The organism is Gemmatimonadota bacterium, from assembly GCA_016209965.1.
Classification (GTDB): Bacteria; Gemmatimonadota; Gemmatimonadetes; order Longimicrobiales; family RSA9; genus JACQVE01.
Genome location: JACQVE010000225.1, coordinates 1 through 17737 on the forward strand (window position 1 = coordinate 1; position 17737 = coordinate 17737).

General features: G+C 68.5%; 11 protein-coding genes. 4 read left to right on the plus strand and 7 right to left on the minus strand.

Annotated elements, in window-relative coordinates; all coding sequences use genetic code 11:
• Positions 1-50 precede the first annotated feature (50 nt).
• Positions 51-1019 (minus strand): M28 family peptidase, encoded by a 969-nt coding sequence (locus HY703_08995; protein ID MBI4545318.1) that lies wholly within the window; start codon positions 1017-1019, stop codon positions 51-53.
• Positions 1016-7105 carry a hypothetical protein gene (locus HY703_09000; GenBank protein ID MBI4545319.1) on the minus strand — a complete coding sequence of 2030 codons (6090 nt, stop codon included), beginning with the start codon at positions 7103-7105 and terminating at the stop codon, positions 1016-1018. Before HY703_09000 ends, HY703_08995 begins: the two co-directional genes overlap by 4 nt.
• A gap of 165 nt (positions 7106-7270) precedes the next feature.
• On the opposite strand from HY703_09000, the gene HY703_09005 reads away from it, so the two are divergent.
• Positions 7271-8857, plus strand: coding sequence for an LptF/LptG family permease (locus HY703_09005; GenBank protein MBI4545320.1), 1587 nt, complete (start codon positions 7271-7273; stop codon positions 8855-8857).
• Positions 8857-9933, plus strand: coding sequence for an LptF/LptG family permease (locus HY703_09010; protein ID MBI4545321.1), 1077 nt, complete (start codon positions 8857-8859; stop codon positions 9931-9933). Before HY703_09005 ends, HY703_09010 begins: the two co-directional genes overlap by 1 nt.
• 90 nt (positions 9934-10023) lie before the next feature.
• On the opposite strand, the gene dapF is transcribed toward HY703_09010, so the two are convergent.
• Positions 10024-10896, minus strand: coding sequence for a diaminopimelate epimerase (gene dapF, locus HY703_09015; protein MBI4545322.1), 873 nt, complete (start codon positions 10894-10896; stop codon positions 10024-10026).
• Between the two features lie 64 nt (positions 10897-10960).
• On the opposite strand from dapF, the gene HY703_09020 reads away from it, so the two are divergent.
• Positions 10961-12586: a tetratricopeptide repeat protein gene (locus HY703_09020; protein ID MBI4545323.1), complete on the plus strand. Its 1626-nt coding sequence runs from the start codon at positions 10961-10963 to the stop codon at positions 12584-12586.
• Between the two features lie 31 nt (positions 12587-12617).
• Here HY703_09020 and HY703_09025 read toward each other — a convergent pair whose 3' ends face one another.
• The 4 genes from HY703_09025 to HY703_09040 all read right to left on the minus strand — a co-directional run bounded on the left by HY703_09025 (position 12618) and on the right by HY703_09040 (position 16056).
• Positions 12618-13403: a class I SAM-dependent methyltransferase gene (locus HY703_09025; GenBank protein ID MBI4545324.1), complete on the minus strand. Its 786-nt coding sequence runs from the start codon at positions 13401-13403 to the stop codon at positions 12618-12620.
• Between the two features lie 3 nt (positions 13404-13406).
• Positions 13407-14114, minus strand: coding sequence for a class I SAM-dependent methyltransferase (locus tag HY703_09030; protein ID MBI4545325.1), 708 nt, complete (start codon positions 14112-14114; stop codon positions 13407-13409).
• A complete protein-coding gene (locus tag HY703_09035; GenBank protein MBI4545326.1) occupies positions 14111-14857 on the minus strand; it encodes a ChbG/HpnK family deacetylase in 747 nt (248 codons plus the stop codon). Before HY703_09035 ends, HY703_09030 begins: the two co-directional genes overlap by 4 nt.
• 158 nt (positions 14858-15015) lie before the next feature.
• Positions 15016-16056 carry a glycosyltransferase family 2 protein gene (locus tag HY703_09040; protein ID MBI4545327.1) on the minus strand — a complete coding sequence of 347 codons (1041 nt, stop codon included), beginning with the start codon at positions 16054-16056 and terminating at the stop codon, positions 15016-15018.
• Between the two features lie 232 nt (positions 16057-16288).
• Between HY703_09040 and HY703_09045 the strand changes: the two genes are divergently transcribed.
• Positions 16289-17737, plus strand: a 1449-nt coding sequence (locus HY703_09045) for a carbohydrate binding family 9 domain-containing protein (GenBank protein ID MBI4545328.1), incomplete at its 3' end; no start/stop codon positions are given.

The window sequence follows — 17737 nt, forward strand, 5'->3', positions numbered from 1 at the left end:
CCGGGGGCGTGGGCCGTCCGTCGTCGTCGAGGCCATTCGGAAATCCGGGCCTAGCCGCCCGAGTAGACCAGGGCCGCCAGCACCGCCCCCACCGCCTCCAGCCCCCGGGGGCTGGTGTGTTCGAAGCTGTCTTCCAGCGTGTGCCAGTAGCGGTTGCCGGGGCCGTAATCGAAGTCGATGATGTCGATGGCTCGGATCCCGGCGCGGTTCAGCGGCACGTGGTCATCGGACACGGCTCCGCCGCTCTCGCGGCGGAAGATGTGACCGTAGCCCAGGCGCGCCGCCAGGCTCCAGACCCGGTCCACGACCTCGGGCGCGTACTCGGCGGAGTAGCCCTCCACGGGAAAGGTGGGGTCCTCGTCCGCGACCAGGTCGACCACCACGCCGTAGAGCGGGCGGTAGCCGGGGGGCAGGTTGGCCGCGAAGTGGGTGGCGCCCAGGTACATCTCGCCCGGCCCGTAATCCTCGCCGTCCACAAAGAGTAAGTCTACGCCGATGGGCGGGGAATGGCGGGACAGGACGTCCGCCAGTTCCAGCAGGACAGCCGTGCCGCTACCGCCGTCGTTCGCGCCCGGGATGGGCTGGCGGCGGCGGGCGGGGTCCCGCTCCTGGTCAGCGGTTGGCCGCGTGTCCCAGTGGGCGACGAGCAGTATGCGGTCGGGCAGCTCTGGCCCGAAGCGGGCCAGGAGGTTGGTCATGCGCAGGCTGCGTCCGGAGCCGGTGGTATGCGTGAAATCCTGGAGGATCAGCGTATCGGCACGGGTGCGCAGCTCGCCCTCCATCCACTGGAGCTGGCGCGCGTGGCCGGGCGCGCCCGGCACGCGGGGCCCGAACGCCACCTGGCGGCGGATCAGCTCGTGCGCGCGCTGCGCGTTGAACGCGGGCACGCCAGCGGTTTGCGTGGCGGCATCAGGTGCGAGGGAGCGGCCGGCCTCCTCCTTCTCTGCCGGCGGCCGCTCCTGGATGCCGTTGCAGGCCGTGGCCGCGAGGAGCAGCATGGCGGCGAGCGCGCGGCTCACCGCATGCCCCGGGGCATCGAGCCCGCCTGGAAGCGGAACTGGCCGAACAGGCCGAGCTGGAACTGGCTCGAGCCGGAGCGCGTGCCCACGTTGCTCTGCCGGTCGATGTAGCTCATCTGCAGGCCCACCTGCAGGTCGGAGAGCACGGTGTCGAGCGTGAGGTCGAAGCTGCGGTTGACATCGTCCGCAAAGGGGACGCACGCCGCGCCCTCTTCCGCCTGCTGCGGGATCCGACACTGCTCCCGCCCCTGCTGGTTGTAGCGCAGGGCCACCTGGATGGGGGACTTCAGCTTCTCCCGCCATTTGCCCGGCAGCAGCAGTGAGCCGCTGAGCTGGAGGGAGTGATTGGCCGCGTCCTGCTCCGTGTTGCCGGTCGGGTCATTGCCGCCGCCCTCCGTGAACGTGCCCGTGTAGGCCACACTGATGCCACGGCCGAAGCCCAGCGTCAGCCGGAGGGGAATGCTGGATTCCTCGCTGCCCCTCGGCCTGCCCTCGTCCCCGCCGAGCTGCTCGGCGCGGTCCCTCGCGCGGTAGCCCGCGGACAGGGAAGCATTGGCAATCACGGGACGCAGCCCGCTGGGCAGCGGGATCTGGTTCCAGGAGAGCTGCAGGTCGGGCCAGACGCTTTCCTGCTGCAGGTTCCGGCCGCCGCGCAGGTCCAGGAATTCGGATTCGGTCTCCTCGTAGCCCAGGCTGAGCTCCGTCCGCCCGGGCAGCCTGAACCCCGAGCGGAGGCGGAAGCCACTGGTCGCGCGCGCGCTGCTGGCCGTGTCGCTCCCTTCGAGCCGGAAGGCCTCGAGGTCGCCGAATCCGAACTGGTAGCCGAGACCGGGCGCGGCTGTCTCGCGTTCGAACCGGGAGTTGATCGCGTGGTTCCAGGCCAGGTCGACGGGCTGGAGCGCCTGTCCGGCGGAGAGCAGGCCGCGGCGCAGCCAGGAGCCGCCGCCGGGCGGCCCCAACAGCGACTTGAGCAGCCCGGCGGGCTCGACGAGCAGCGTGCGCATGACCTGCTTGTCCGCCTGGAAGCCTCGCTGCAGTGTAGCCGCCGTATCCTCGCCCTGCACCAGCAACTCGAGGTAGGAGGGGTTCCGCTCCGTGCGGAACCGGGCGCTGTAGGTGAAGCCGGGGCGAAGCCAGGCCGCGACTGCCGGCCGGAAGCTGAGCTGGGAGCTCATAGACCGGTCGGTCTCCCAGCCAAGGTCCAGCCCCGCCAGCCGCGAGCGGGCGGCGGCCATGGCCTGCTGCTCGACCGCACGCTGGCTCGCCTGTTCCGGCGCGAGCAGGTCGCGGCTGCTGGTCAGCGAAAGGTCCGCGGAAAGGGATTCGAACGGGCGGAACGCGATGCTGGCATTGTTTTCCAGCCCCCGCCGCGGCGACTCAGTCGGCTTCACGGCCGGCGCGTCGGGCAGATCGAGGATCGTCTCGTAGCGGTAGGAGCGGCTGGCCTGGTCGTAGAATGTGGTGGAGAAGCTCAGGTTGTCCGGACTCCAGCGCAGCTTCGCGCCGCTCAGCCGCCGGAACAGCTCGCTGCGCTCGAACGACGCGGGCAAAATCCAGCGCAGCAGCCCGTCCAGAAAGCCGGGCGTGATGTCCAGCTCGCGAGCCGAGATCTGGCGAGAGTAGCTGAGACCGGCATCCAACCCCCGTGCCTCGCCAGCCGCAGCAATGCTCGTCGTGCTGGCGGTGTTGTAGCCCAGACGCAGCGCTGTGCCATCCAGCACCAGACCCAGCCAGGGGCTGGCCGTGGGCGTGCGCTTGCGCAGGGATACGCCCACGCGAGTGCGTTCCGCCCCCGTCTCGCGCAGCCCTGCCAGCCGGTCGGCGCGCACATCGCTCTGCTGCAGGAACGCTGGCTCGAGCCCGGAGCGGGTGTAGGCGAAGCTAACTGGCAGCTCGACGCCCCAGGCGGATGGAAGAAGCTGCCCGAGCTGAGCCGTGGTGCTCAGGTTGAGGTCACCCGCTGTCTGGTAGCTCACGTCCTGGTTGAGCTGGCGGAACAGCGCACCCTGACTGGCCAGCGACAGGTTGGCCGTGAGGAAGTCGGCGGCCCGCACGTCCAGGTTCAGGTGGCCGGCAAAGCCAGCATCGGTGACCGCGCCGGCCAGCCGCATGTCATTGAGCCACACCTCCCCCGCCGCCGCGGCACTCCCGCCGTTGTAGACGGCGAATGCCAGCTCACGCACCGCCGCCAGGTTGGGCGCGCGGGCGCGGTCTTCGAGCACTACGGCGTAGGCGCTGTCGGCACTCCACAGCACCAGCGGCTCGCCAGTCGGGCGCTTGCCGCCCGCCGCGATCAGCTCTTGCTCGGCCCGCGCTTTCAGCTCGAACCACTGCTCGAAGTCCAGGAGCACCTCGGGCAGCCAGTCGGCCTGGCGCACGGCGCCGCCGGCCGGCGCTTCGTGCAGCCGGGTCCGGTAGAGGTACGCGTTGCGCGCGTCTGTCGCGATCTTGACTACCAGCCACTGATCGCCCTGGGTGCCATACTGGCCGCGGCGCGGCACTGCCCACAGCCGGAGCTGCCGGTAGCCGAGGAAGTTGCGCGGCTGCTGCGGGTAACGGAAATACACTTCCGCGCGCTCGCCCGGCTCGAGCCGCCCGTAGGCCAGGCGCAGCGCCTTCTCATTGAACTCGACGGCGCCCGCGCCGAACTGACTGGTCGGGTCCTGAAGCTGCTCGCGCACACCCGGCGGCGAGGAATAGTCGGCGCCATCACTCAGGCGGCTGACCGGTCCGACCTGGAAGGTCGTGGTGCTGGCACCCGAGCCAGGCGAGTCGCCCACCTGGCCGCGCAGGATGCCGTGTACCTCGCGCTTCGTCCAGCGCGAGCCCAGGATGCGCATCCGCCCCAGCACGACCGGCGTAGCGGCAGTCGGCGCGCCCGCGAGCGTGAGGCGCAGGTGCTTGATGAAGCGCCACGTCCCCTCGTTCGCGCCGTTCATGGGCAGGGCCGCGCCGCGCAGCGGAATGCGATACAGCCGGAACGCCGTCCCCGTCCCCTCCCGATCGCGCACGAGGTAGGGCGAGGGTCGATCCAGGCGGACGATGTAGCGGAAGAAGGGGCCATCTTCGAGGTCCGGGACGCCGTTGCCGTCCAGGTCCTCGGTGTCCGGCCGGCCGTTCTCACGGGTGCAGTTGGCCGTGGGATCGCCCAGTGGATAGGTCGTGCCCAGCCGACCCTGGCAGGGCTGGTCCCAGAGACCGCGCGCGTCCTGCTCCTTCCCCCAGATCTCGCGCTTCGAGAGTCGCGCTTCCTCGTCCAGCACGCCGGCGCCCCAGCGGGTGCCGTCAGCATAGCTGCCGGAGGTGCGTCGATCCTGGTCGAAGTAGAACGCGTCCTCGCCCACCGCCCCCAGCTCCAGCACGAGCGCGAGGTCACGCACCCCCTCGGGCGCGAACACGTAGAACTCGAGGAACTCGCTGCGCGTCATGTCGCGCCCCGTCGTGGAGAGGACGGTCACGACCGAGCGCCACTGGCTGCGCGGCGCGCCGCCCGCCGCATCGCCAAAGCTGATGTACAGCACGGACTCCGGCAGCCGCGCCCCGGCAATGTTGATCTGGCGGTCGATCTCCTGGGCGAAGAGTGGGCCGCGGGTCCGGCCTTCCGAGTCCAGGAAGTCGTGCTGCCAGACCAGCCGCCCGGCGTTCTGGATGTCCAGCGGCAGGGGCAGCACGCCATCCGACCGCTCCGGCTCGCTCGGCCGCGAGCCCAGCCGCCAGAACTGCCGCTCGAGGGCGAGTGGGATCTCGTCACTGGACTCGAAGTCGTCCAGGTAGGCGTCGCCGCGGGTGTTCGGATTGGGCAGAGAAAGCGCCGCTTCGCCCGACAGGTTGATGGCCGAGGCACTGCCCAGGTGCAGCCCCGGCACCCGGTCCAGCACGCGGTCCAGCCAGCCGGCGCCCAGATCGAGCCGCCCGCTCGCGCCACCCAGGAAGATGGCGCTGGGCTCGATGCCCAGTTGCGGCCGCGCCATCAACGTCTTTTCCGATTGGTAGAGTCCCAGGAAGTTGAGCTCGCCGCGGGAGCCGAGCTGGTAGCGAGCGTTCAGGCCGAACACACTCGTGGGCGCGATCTGGAAGAGCGCCTTCTGCTCCCACGTGGCCTTGATCTCGGCCTCCGGATTCTTGCCGAAGATCAGCTCGGGATCGCTGAGCGTGACCACACCAATGTCGTAGTCAATGGTGTAATCGCTACCCCGCCGGAGCAGCACGCCGTCCACGGTGATCTTCTCGCTCTCTTCGCGGATGCCGAACGCGCCCAGGTTGAACGAGGAGATGAGTCCCTCCAGCCTGACCCGGTAGCTGAAGTTCAGCCGGTAGCGCGAGCTGCCCTGCCGGGCCACGGGGTCCGGGTTGTCGTAGATGGCGGCGTTCGAGTCCGTGCCCAGCGCAGCGCGCGTCTGCTCCGCCGTCAGCCGCAAGCTGGGCACGGGCGGCGGACGCTTGAACGGCTCGATGGTGGGGAACACGATGTAGGTGCCGCCAATGCGGGCGCTCTGCTGCACCTCGCCAAAGCTGCTGCGCGCCGGCTGATAGATCTGCGCGCGGTCGAGCTGGTCCACCGGCGCGTCCTCATCCAGCCCCAACAGGCGCAGAAGCTGGACCTGTTGACCAGCCGCTTCCTTGAAGGTTACGCCACCCACCAGCTCGCCCAGCGAGATGCGCAGCTCGACGCTGCCCAGCTCTACGCTGTTCGAGCTGTCCAGCCGGTAGACCTGGTGCATCTCGTATTTCCAGGTGGCCTGGCCGGGCTGATGGATGGTGGTGGGTCCGCGCAGCAGCCGCAGCCGGGGCGCGGCGGACTGCTCGGCGTTGAAGGTGCCCACCGTGTCGCCGGCCTCCGTGACGTAGGCAATGGCCAGCGCCTCCTCCTCGCGCAGCGGCGAGCGGAGCACGAGCCACAGCCCGCTCGAGTGCACCAGGTAGTCCTCGCCCTGGATCAGCCGGCGGAAGAAGCCGCTATGCCGCAGCCCACGGTCAGGCGTGCTGGCCTCGGCCAGGAAGTAGCCGAGCTGCGCCCGCTGCTGCTGGTTGATGGCCGAGATGCGCTCGTCGCGGTACACCTGGATGGACGCGCCGGGGCCCGGCCGTACCGCTGGCGGCGCGGCCGCTGCTGTGAGCGCCAGCACATCGAGGTGCGGGTAGTCGAGCAGCCGCTCCGGCTCGACCAGGAAGAAGAACTGCCCTTTCGCGTAGTCGGCATCGTCGAGCACGAGCTGTGCGTCCTGGACCAGACCCTCGGGGCCACGCGTCCCGCCCAGCCGGAACTCGCGCGTCGAAACGTCGCCCTTCTGCTGCGCCCAGACCGCCTGGAAATCGAGCGGGCCGAGCTGGCCGGTGGCCTTGAGGCCGAAATTGCCGGCCGGTATGCCCTGAGTCAGGTAGCGCGACTGCGGCAAGCGGATCGAGACGTCGCCTACCTCGAGACGCTGCACGACCTCGTCTTCGAGCCCCTGGTAGTAGACATTGATGTTGTTGGCCGCGTCAAACTCGCGACGCTGATCGTAGTCCACGTTGACGTGAATACGCTCCGAGATCGTGCCGCCCACCAGCACGCCGAACTGGATGTCCGGACGGAGCTGGGGGAAGAGACTGGGATTGCAGTTGAAGTGGAACCCCGGATCGCAGGGGCGGAACCGCGTCCAGGATCCGCCCAGCTCGCCACGGCCGTTGATCTGGATCCCGAGGTCGGCATAGTCGCCCACCAGGCCCGGCAGCAAGCCGGCACGGCGCGCCACCTGCTGCGGCACGGGCGGCAGGTAGGGCACGCTGTCCGCCGCGACGCCTGCACCAAGGCGAGTTTCCCGCCACGCCGCGGCCCGGCGGCCCTCGAGTCGGCCGCGCAGCTCGCGGTCCCACTGCCCCACCCAGTCCACGAAGCGCAGGCGCAGCCAGTAGGCGTCGCGGCCGGGCACGGCCGGCGCCTCGAAGGGGAACGGCGGCGGGAGCGGCTTGAGTCCCAGCCGCAGCGGCAGCGCGGGTGCGGCCTCCGCGAGGACCGGTGTCGCGGCCGGTGGCGGGCCGTCCTGGGCCCCGAGAGGCGTGGCAGCCAGGAGGAGCGGGAGGGACAGGTAGAACCGGAGTCGCATTCCACTCTCGTGCGTGCTACGCGTCGACGGGCGGGTCTCCGGTTCGAGCCACGCGGCCGGCGGGGGCAGTGTTACGGGCTTGTCGCGCCGGGAACGTGTAAATATACTAAGCACTTACGCGCTCCTCAACCGGCGCCGCGACGCCGTGATTAGAACGCTTCACGCATGCGGATCCTGACCCATTACGTCCTGCGGGCCCACGTCGGCCCGTTCTTGTTCGCCCTCACGGTGCTGACCGGGATGATGCTGGTGCACACGGTGGCCAGGCGCTTCGAGGAGCTGGCCGGCCGCGGACTCGCCGCGTCCGTCATTGCCGAGGTGTTCGGTCTGTCGATCCCGCACATCATTGCGCTGACACTGCCCATGGCGGTGCTGGTCGCCGTGCTCTACACCTTCAGCCAGCTCTCAGCAGACAACGAAGTCACGGCGCTCAAGGCGAGCGGCGTGAACCTGGCCCGGCTGCTGGTGCCGCTCCTGCTGGCCGCGGCGCTACTCGCCTCGGGCATGGTGTGGTTCAACGACCGCGTGCTGCCGGAAACGAATCACCGGCTGAAGAACCTGCTGGTCGACATTGCGCGCAAGAGCCCGACACTCGAGCTCGAGGAGCAGGTGATCAACGAGATCCAGACCGGGGACATGCGCACGCGCTACTTCCTGCAGGCCGCGGACATCGAGCCGGCCACCAATCGCCTGCGGGATGTCGTGATCTACGACCTGAGCGCGCCGGGGCGGGACCGAACCATCTATGCCGATAGTGGGCGGATGGCTTTTAACCGGGAGCGCACAGATCTGTTCCTGACGCTGCACGACGGCTGGATCCACGAGCTGGATAAGGCGGAGCCGGCCACGTTCGAGCGGCTGTTCTTCCGCCAGCAGCTCATCCGGATCGCAGACATCGGCAATAAGCTCGAGCGCAGCGAGGACAGCGGCTACCGCAGCGACCGCGAGATGTCCCTGGCCATGCTGGCCGCAGAAGTGGGAGATGGCCGTCGCGAGCTGGCGGCGGTGGAGCGCGAGGCGGCGGAGGAGGCGCTGGGCGCGGTCAAGGCAGCGTTGGCCGGGCCTTACCCCTCGGCCACCCCGCTCCGGGAGGAGGCGACACTGCGACACGGAGACACGGCGACGCGGAAGCAGGGCGAGACGGCGATGGGAGGAGAGGACAATGCGCAGGCGGACCCCGCCGTGTCCCCGGGTCGCCCTCTCGCCGCGTCAGAAGCGGCAGCTCCGGGCGCGACGGACCGCGTCTGGCCGGTCGCCTCCCCGGAGCCGTGGAGCTGGGGCCCGGGCGGCGGCGGCTCGGACGAGCTGACCCGGCGCACGCTGGCGCAGCTCCGCAGCCTCGAGGACCAGGCCAACGTGCTGCGCCAGAAGATCAACTCGCGCCGCGTCGAATACCACAAGAAGTACGCGATCCCCTTCGCCTGCATTGTTTTCGTGCTGATCGGCGCGCCCCTCGCGATCCGCTTCCCGCGCGGCGGCGTGGGCATGGTGATCACCGTCTCGCTCACCGTGTTCGCGTTCTATTACATGTCGCTGATTGGCGGGGAGGAGCTGGGCGATGACGACATCATCTCGCCCTTCTGGGCGATGTGGCTGCCCAATGCGCTCTTCCTGCTGCTCGGGCTGTGGGGGCTGATGCACGTGGGGCGGGAGGCGTCCACGGCGCGAGGCGGCGGCTGGGATGACCTGTGGCACTCGCTGCGCCACGTGCTGGGGCAGCCGGTGCGGCGGCTGGCAAGGCGGGGCGGCTGATGCGTGTCCGACTGCTGGACCGCTACGTGGCCAATGAGTTCCTGCGGCTGTTCGTGCTGTTCGCGCTGGCCGCGCCCCTGCTCTTCATCCTGTTCGATCTCACCGATCACCTGGACACGTACCGCGACCGGGGGCTCAGCGCCGGGGCCGTCGCCCTCAGCTACGTCTATCAGCTCCCGCTCTTTGTGCTGTACGCCTTCCCCGTGGCCGCGCTGATCGCGACCATCTTCACGGTGAACGGGATGTCCCGGCACTCGGAGGTCGCTGCCGCGAAGGCGGGCGGCATCAGCTTCTACCGCGTCTTTGCGCCCCTGCCCCTGCTGGGAGTGCTGCTGACGCTGGGCGCACTGGCGCTGTCCGAGCTGGTGCCGGTGACCAACCGGCTGCGGGCGCAGGCGCTGGGCGAGAAGGGGCGATTGCGGGCGGCACGGACCGACTTCGTGTACCGCACTCGCCAGGGCCAGGTCTTTGCGATCCGGCGGCTGGACATGGAGAGCGGGCGCATCTACGGGCTTTCCATGGAGCGCGAGGGCGATGAGCCGCAGCTCCCGGGCGTTCACCTCGTCGCCCAGGTCGCGGGCTACGACCGCCGAACGGGGTGGACGCTGGAGGACGGGTACCTCCGGTTCTTCCCCGAGCGGGGCGAGGAGCGGACATTCCAGTTCCAGCGGCTGCAGGCCGCCGGGTTCCGCGAGACGCCGGAAGAGCTGCTGGCCGAGCCCAAGGACCCCGACGAGATGCGCTACGCCGAGCTCGGCCGCTTCATTGACGTCATCCTGCGCTCGGGAGGGAAGCCGTTCGAGCTCATGGTGAAGCGGGCTCAGAAGATCGCGATCCCGGTGGCCACGCTGATCGTCATCCTGTTCGCGGCGCCGCTCGCCACCACATCGCAGCGCGGCGGGCCGGCCTACGGCGTGGGCGTCTCGCTCGGTATCACCATCCTGTACCTCATGCTCTTCAAGATCACGGGCGCCGCAGGCGTGAGCGGAACGCTGCCCCCGCTGCTGGCGGCGTGGCTGCCTAATGCCATCTTCCTTTGTACCGCCGGCGTGCTTGTGGCTCGGATCCGGACCTGAGTGGTCGAAGGGTGCGTGCCCCGCACACACACCCACGCTGCCTCCGCAGGCGCATCCCGGAGCTTGTGTCAGCCCAGCAAGCACGGTGCACTATCCCAATCTTCCCCAGGCTTCGACCATGGGCGCGGATACTCGTCCGTGGTACACGATCTGCGCTGGCCCGCGCAGTTGAATCTCCCAATCCGGCTGGACCCGGACCTCGAGGCTCCCGCCCGGCATGTTCACGACCAACTCACGGGCCGTGACCAGGCCCAGACGCAGCGCGGCGGCGGCCACGGCGCAAGCGCTCGAGCCGGAGGCCAGCGTTTCGCCGGCGCCGCGCTCGTAGATCCAGGCCTCGAGCCGATCCGGGCCGGCCACACGCGCGAACTGCACATTGCTGCCCGCTGCGAACGCGGGGTGCGTGGCGAGCGCGGGCGCGCGGCGCAGGAAGTCGTCGCGGCCCAACTCGTCAACGAATACCACGCAGTGCGGGTTGCCAAGCGATACCGGGTGGACGCGGGCCGTCCCGCCGCCCGGGAGCTCGAGTTCGTCGCCCAACACTTCGCCCGCCTTGCGGTAGCCCACATCCTCACCCTGGAACGACGCGCGGCCCATGTCCGCTACCACGTCCAGAACCCCAACTGGCCCCGCCGACTGGACCTGTAGCGTGACCTCGTCCTTCGCCAGGCGGACGGCAAAGGGCTCGGAGCCGACCAGCCCGCGGCCGTGCAGGTAGGCGGCGAAGATGCGCAGGCCATTGCCGCTCTTCTCGGCCTTGGAACCGTCCGGGTTGAAGATGCGGAGCGCGAAGGGCGCTTCGCCCAGGCTGCCGAGCAGCATGCCGTCCGCGCCGATGCCGCGGTGGCGGTCGCAAAGCGCCCGCACGCGCGCGGGCGTGAGTGGCCAGGGCAGATCGGCGGCGTTGATGACCAGATAGTCGTTGCCCAGGGCGTGTCCCTTACTGAAAGGTAATTCGGGCATGAGGTCAAGCTTCCGTTCAGGCGGGGTGCAATCGTGGCCCCCTTACCATAGCTTCTCTCCAGTAATGAGCAAGAACTTGGCAGGTGCCGTCCTGGTTGGCGCCCTGGCGTTCGCGGTCTACGCCAACACGCTGCAGAACGGGTTCGCGTGGGACGACCCCATCCTCATCATCCAAAATGAGGAGATCCATGAAGCTTCATGGCTAACCTTCCTGACGACGCCGCACGGGGGAAAGGGCACTCGTGGCGTCGGGGCCTGGGTCTACCGGCCGTTGGTAGACATTTCCTTGGCCCTCAACTGGCGCCTGGGCGGCGGCAATAACCCGTCCGGTTTCCATCTCACCAACGTGCTGCTGCATGTAGCCTGCACGCTCCTGGTATTCGTGTTGCTCCTCGAGCTGACCGGCTCAGCCCGCGGTGCACTGGCCGGAGCTGCGGTTTTCGCAGTGCACCCGGTTCATACAGAGGCGGTGAACAACATCTCATTCCGCGCCGACCTGCTCGCGACTCTGTTCTATCTGACCGCCTGCATCCTCTACCTCCGGCGGCCGGGGGCGGCCGTCCGTGTGGCGGGGATCACCCTATGCTATGTACTGGCGCTGGGGGGTAAGGAAATGGCGATCACCCTGCCCGCCGTCTTACTCCTGCTCGAGGCCAGACGAGCGGAAGCAGGGAGGATCCCGAGGGCGATCCGGGAGGACTGGTGGCTTTTTCTGGGGCTCGTGCTCATCACCCTGATCTACGTCGCAATCCGGTCTGAGGTGCTGCAGGCTGAGGTGTGGCTACCGGCGTACGTCGGGAGTCTGACCCTCCAGGAAAGGATCGCGACGCCCGTCCGGAACCTGGTCTTCGAGCACTGGCGGCTCCTGCTCTGGCCACAGGATCTGACTGTGGACTACGGATCCTCCAGGATCCAGACGGTCGGGGCGACGCATCCAACCTTCATGGTAGCGGCACTGGCGCTGAGCAGCCTGTGCGCGCTCGCTATTCTTGGTTTGAAGCGCTGCCCGTTGGCGAGCGTGGCGATCGGGTGGTACATGGTCACCATCCTGCCTGTCTCGAACCTGCTGTTCCTGTTCTCCATCTGGGTGGCAGAGCGAACCCTGTACCTGCCGTCCGTGGCTCTCTCCATACTTACTGCCGTCACGATTCGGAAGTTGCCTGCGGGCCTCAGGGTATGGACCCCAGCGGCGCTGGTCGCGCTGCTCTTCCTGGGCGGCTGGCGCACCTGGGTGCGAAACGCCGACTGGCGCTCGAACGAGACTCTCATGGCGGCGCTGTTCCGCGACCATCCGCGATCAACAGTGGCCAACGTGAATCTGGGCCTGAGTCTTTATCAACAGGGGCAGAGCCAGAAAGCACTGCCGCACCTGCGGCTGGCGTACCAGGCACTGGAACACAACCACGAGAACGCCTTCCACGGCCCTGTAGTGCTGGCCCTGGGCACGACTTACCTGCGCTACGGGCTGTGGGAAGAAGCGGAGGCTGTATTACGGCCCCATCCCGAGCTCAGTGTCCCGGGCTGGCCGGGAGCAAGCCCCAGCCGAGAGGTCTACCTGGTGCAGGCTTGGCGCGAGCGGGGCGAGACCGAGAAGGCCCGCATGGTGCTGGAAGAGTCGCTGGGGAAGTGGCCTGACGAGAAGCCGCTCCTCGGGTTGCGCAGCGAGTTCTTCCCCGACAGCGGCCAATAGTTGCCCACCATTCCGTTGGGCAAGCTCGCGCTCAACCGGGTAAGGAAGAATTGTGATCTGCCGATCCCGCACGCGCGCCACCCGGCCGGCGGGCGAGGGCGAGGATCCCGAGGCCTGCCGGCAAGTCGACGGCCCGCAGGAGCGCCGCCTCGAGGCGCAGGATCGCGTAGAGTGCCTGGTTCAGCGGCCAGGGTGGCTGGAACAGGTCCGGCGAGCCGGAACCCGCGCGGCTGCGCCGGGGCAGCAGGAAGCGGACAGACCGCAGCCCCACCGCGGCCGGGAGGAGGGCGAGATTGGCATGCGTCAGCCGCTCGATGCGGAAACCCGCCTGCTCCACTCGTGCGCGCAGCTCCGGCCGCCGGTAGCGCCGCTTGTGATGAACGAGTTCATCGTGCTCGCTCCAGAGCGCGGGGTGTCCTGAAGTCAGCAGCAGCAGTCGCCCGCCGGGGCGTAGCACGCGGAACAGCTCCCGAAGCATCCGGGCGTCGTCGTCCACGTGCTCCAGCACCCCGAGCGCCGTCACCAGTCCGTACGATCCATCTCGATAGGGCAGTTCGAGCGCACTCGCCTGGACCAGGCGCTCGATCCCCCGCGTCCGGCTGAACCTCAGAGCTTCGCCCGCCAGGTCGCAGCCATCCGCCTGGAACTCGGCCTGCAGCTCTTCCAGCCAGCGGCCGGTACCGCAGCCGACGTCCAGCACACGGCCGGGCGGCTCGGCAACTTGCCGCAGAAGCTGCCACTGCAGCGCGCGCATGGCGCGGAACCACCAGTGCCGCTCCTCGAGGGCAAAAAACTGCGGGTAGAGGTCGGCCTCCATGGCTCAAAGCGAACGATTGTGCCCGCGCCGGGCAAGAAACAGGTAATGCGGATAAGGGTGTCCGGGGTGCACGGGGTGATGCGAGAGCACGTTCAAGCCGCTCGCCCGGAATGCCTCGAGGTACGTTTCCGGCGGCTCGAAGTGGGGCGGTTCCCCCTTCGTGTATCGCAGCACCTGGATGGCCAGCCGCTCCTGTGCCGTGACCAGCAGTCTTTTCCAGGCCGGCCTCGAGACGGTTTCCTTTGCCACCAGGAGGCCGCCGGGCTTCAAGCGCTCGACACACCGTCCTAGCAGCGCCGCCCAACCCTGAAGCGGCACCGCGTAAAGCACGTCCACCAGGGTCACGCAGTCGAAGGCGCCCAGCTCGGTCCAGAGCTCGTCGGTCAGGAGATGAAAGGCGCAGCGCTCCGATACCGCGCTCGCCCTGGCCACGCGAATGACGGACTCGGCCAAGTCCACCCCCACGTAGTCGATTTGCGGCCGGTCCCGTTGGATCAGGGCGGCCAGGATCCCCCGGCCGGAGCCCACATCCAGAATCCGGCCCCTTGCCGGCAGCGCGTCGACCACACACCCCCATGGGCAGCATGCCCGGCGTACCAGTACAAACAGGCGGTCGCTCAGGCTAACGGCTCCGTAGTGACGCCAGAGGTACGCGTAGTCGGAAGCGCGGCCGCCGTTCAGCTTCAGCACAACTGTGCCGCCCGCATTCATGTCTTGCACGACTCGAGCTGGATGCCCAGCCGTTGCAGTTCGTCACCCAAGGGGGAGCACAGCGCCTCCAGCTCTCCCGACCAATCGTAGCCCCAGGTGTATCGCGCACGGAGCTCGGGGTCTTCCACACCCGGATGGACCACCAGCTCGTGCACACCCGTGGGGAGCCTTCGCAGAATGTGAAGCAGCTTCTCCCTCCCCAGGTGTCCGGCTACGTCAAGCCCCACTGTCGCCACCAGGCGCGCCGCAATTGCGCGCTGCGCGGCTCGAGCCGCGGCTCGCGCGGCTAGCCTGTTCAGGCCGGCACGGAAGGGCCAGTCGGAGAACGGCCAGCCTTCCCACGGCTGCTGGAAGCGCGAGAGCCGCACCATAGGGATGTGGAAGTCCTCGGCGATTTGAAGCACGATCTCCCAAATGCGCGGAAGCATATGGAGATGCTGGTGCGAGTTCAAATGCAAAGGTAGCAGCCCGGCAGCGTAGATGCGCTCGACCTGGCCCACGATCTCCCTTCTTAGCTCCTGGGAACGGATCGCACCGGCCAGGAACCGGCGCAGGAATCGGCCATAGTTCGGGAGGAAGGAGCCATCCGGGCCCACCAGCGAGGGGATGGCGGAGGGCGCACTGACCGGGCGCTCCTCGACCAGCGTCACGTGCACCGCCAGGCACAGCGACGGCGTTGCCCGTAGCGCTGCCACGGCGCCCTCGAACGCGCGGCCGCAGGCCACCAGCGACGCACAGCTCACCAGCCCGTGATGATGCGCCTGCAGAATGCCTGCGTTCAGGGAGGGATGCAGCCCCAGATCATCAGCCGTGATGATGAGACGGCGCGCGCAGGCCGGGGGCTCCGGTCCGCTCGCCCGCCCCTGGGCGTCAGCCCCGCCCGCCCCGCGGCTGTGCCCGCCTATAGCTCCTCCACCGGCTCGTGCCTGATCTGCGCCTCTCGCCCCGTCCGGTCCGCGGCGAGCACCGGGGGATCGGAAAACTCCTTCACCACATATACCGGCCGGCCCTTCACTTCCGTGTAAACACGGCCCAGATACTCCCCTACCAGGCCCAGGCCGATGAGCTGCACGCCCCCGAAGAAAATGATCGCCACCACCAGCGTCGCCCAGCCGGGCGGGAGCGTGCGCAGGCGCGTGCCCATGTCGCCGGCGAGCAGCCAGTATGCGCCGTAGCCCGCGACCAGGAACATATAGAGAAGCGCCGGAATAGCAGCCACCAGTCCGAATACAGAGAGAAGGCGGAGGGGCAGGACGGAAAACCCGAAAAAACCGCCCCCCAGCGAGAGAAGCTTGCGGAACGTATACTTGGATTCCCCTCGCGCTCGCCTGGCGAGGGCGTAGGGAATCGTGGTCTGCTCGAAGCCCAGCCAGGCGACCAGCCCCCTCAGGAACTTGTGTCGCTCGGGGAGTTGCACCAGCACTTCAGCTACGCGCCGGTCCATCAGCCGGAAGTCCGAACCCGCCACCTCCAGGCCGGAGAGCCGCGACAACAGCCGGTAAAAGGTAGCATCCAGCGTGCGGCGCACCAGTCCACGCGGTCCCTGGGGCAATTTGCGCGTGTTCACGACCTGGAACCCCTTCCCCCATTGCTCCAACATCTGCGGAATGGTCTCAGGCGGGTGCTGCAGGTCCCCGTCCATGGTGATCACCGCGGCACCACGACTGTGTTCGATCCCTGCCAACTGCGCGGCCTGGTGGCCGAAGTTGCGCGACAGACTCAGGTAGCGAACCCGGCGATCCTGGCGACTGAGCTGCCGCAGGACCTCCAGTGTGCCGTCGCGACTGCCGTCTTCGACCACAATCAGCTCGAAAGCGCAGCCTTCGGCTTCCAGGACGCTGCGCACCCGCTCGTACAGGAGAGGTATGTTCCCCTCCTCGTTGCACGCCGGAACCACAACGGACACCTTGATGGACGGATCCAACCGGTCAGCTAGGGGCATACGGACCACCCGCCGGAGAAGCGTCTGGTTGCGGACCAGGCAAGGGCCGCCAACTAAAGATCGCCCAGCAGGTTACAAACTTGCCCAAGGGCGGGGTCCCTGTCAACGGCGGACAGTTGAAACCGGCTTCTCGCGTGGCGCGTAAGGCAACCGGGAACCCCACCCGGCGAGCTGGCCAGAACCGGCTCGTGGCAACCCGGTCGGTTGCACCCCGCCCGTCAGGAGAAGGAGATTGACGCGTCTAACCGGCCCCGTCAGCGCTTTGTGCCTGGCGCCGCTGCTTTTGCCGGTGGCAACCGCCCACGCGCAGGACACGGTCGCGTTCGCCAGCCGCGCAGCCATTGCCCCTGGAGCGGCGCGTCGTGAAATCGAGGCCGTACGTGTCCGAACGACGCCTCCGGTAATTGACGGGCGGCTGGACGACGAGGCCTGGACCGCGGCCTCGGCCGCCACCGGCTTCACGCAGCTCGAGCCGCGGCCCGGCGAGCCGGCCACGCAGCTCAGCGAGGCCCGCATCGCCTACGACGAAGACGCCATCTACGTGGCCGCGCGGCTGCCCGATACGCACCCGGACTCGATCGTGGCCCAGCTCTCGCGCCGCGACGACGAGGTGCACTCGGACTGGTTCTACGTGGCCTTCGACAGCTACCACGACCGGCGCACCGCCTTCGTCTTTGCCGTGAACCCACGGGGCGTCAAGCTGGACGCGTTCCTGTACAACGACACGCAGGACGACGAGAGCTGGGACGCCGTTTGGGATGTTGCGACCCGCATCGACTCGGCAGGGTGGACGGCCGAGTTCCGCATCCCCCTGTCTCAGCTCCGCTTCAGCGCCGTGGGCGAGAGTGCCGCGCCAGAATACCGCTGGGGCGTGAATTTCGCCCGTCGTATTGCGCGGCGAAACGAGTTCTCCTTCTGGGCGCCCGTGCCGCCGGACGCGTCCGGGCTGGTCTCGCTTTTCGGCGAGCTGACCGGGCTGCGCGGGCTGCGGCCGCCCCGCCGACTCGAGCTGCTCCCCTACTCGGTGGCGCGACTGACGCGGGAGCCGGGCGAGGCCGCCAACCTGTTCTACCGCGAAAACGCCCTGTTCGGCTCGCTGGGCGCAGACCTGAAGTACGGGATCACGTCAGATCTCACGCTGACCGCATCGCTCAACCCGGACTTCGGCCAGGTGGAAGCCGACCCCTCGCAAGTGAACCTCACGGCTTACGAAAGCTTCTTCCCCGAGAAGCGGCCGTTCTTCATTGAAGGGGCCGACATCTTCCAGTTCGGCATCGGCCTGGGCGACGGCGACTCCGGCAGTGAGCAGCTCTTCTATTCGCGCCGCGTCGGCCGGCCGCCGCAGCATACCCCATCGGCCGCGGGCGGCTTTGTCGATGTCCCGGCCGCGACCACGATACAGGGTGCGGCTAAGCTATCGGGGAAGACCAGGGCCGGCTGGAGCGTGGGCGTGTTGAGCGCGCTGACAGCGGCGGAAGAGGCGCGGCTCGCAGACTCACTGGGCGCGGCGCGGCGGCAGGCGGCGGAGCCACTCAGCCACTACGGCGTCGCCCGCCTGATCAAGGATTTCCGTCAGGGTCAGAGCGCCCTGGGCGCGATCCTCACGGCCGCCAACCGCAGACTGGATGATCAGGCCTTCGATTTCCTGCCCTCGGCCGGCTACGCAGCCGGGGTCGACGGC

Bases quoted from the DNA above. Each gene is read 5' to 3' on its own strand.
- HY703_09000 (MBI4545319.1), bottom strand. From the start codon at position 7,105: ATGCGACTCCGGTTCTACCTGTCCCTCCCGCTCCTCCTGGCTGCCACG.
- HY703_09005 (MBI4545320.1), top strand. From the start codon at position 7,271: ATGCGGATCCTGACCCATTACGTCCTGCGGGCCCACGTCGGCCCGTTC.
- HY703_09010 (MBI4545321.1), top strand. From the start codon at position 8,857: ATGCGTGTCCGACTGCTGGACCGCTACGTGGCCAATGAGTTCCTGCGG.
- dapF (MBI4545322.1), bottom strand. From the start codon at position 10,896: ATGCCCGAATTACCTTTCAGTAAGGGACACGCCCTGGGCAACGACTAT.
- HY703_09020 (MBI4545323.1), top strand. From the start codon at position 10,961: ATGAGCAAGAACTTGGCAGGTGCCGTCCTGGTTGGCGCCCTGGCGTTC.
- HY703_09025 (MBI4545324.1), bottom strand. From the start codon at position 13,403: ATGGAGGCCGACCTCTACCCGCAGTTTTTTGCCCTCGAGGAGCGGCAC.
- HY703_09030 (MBI4545325.1), bottom strand. From the start codon at position 14,114: ATGAATGCGGGCGGCACAGTTGTGCTGAAGCTGAACGGCGGCCGCGCT.
- HY703_09040 (MBI4545327.1), bottom strand. From the start codon at position 16,056: ATGCCCCTAGCTGACCGGTTGGATCCGTCCATCAAGGTGTCCGTTGTG.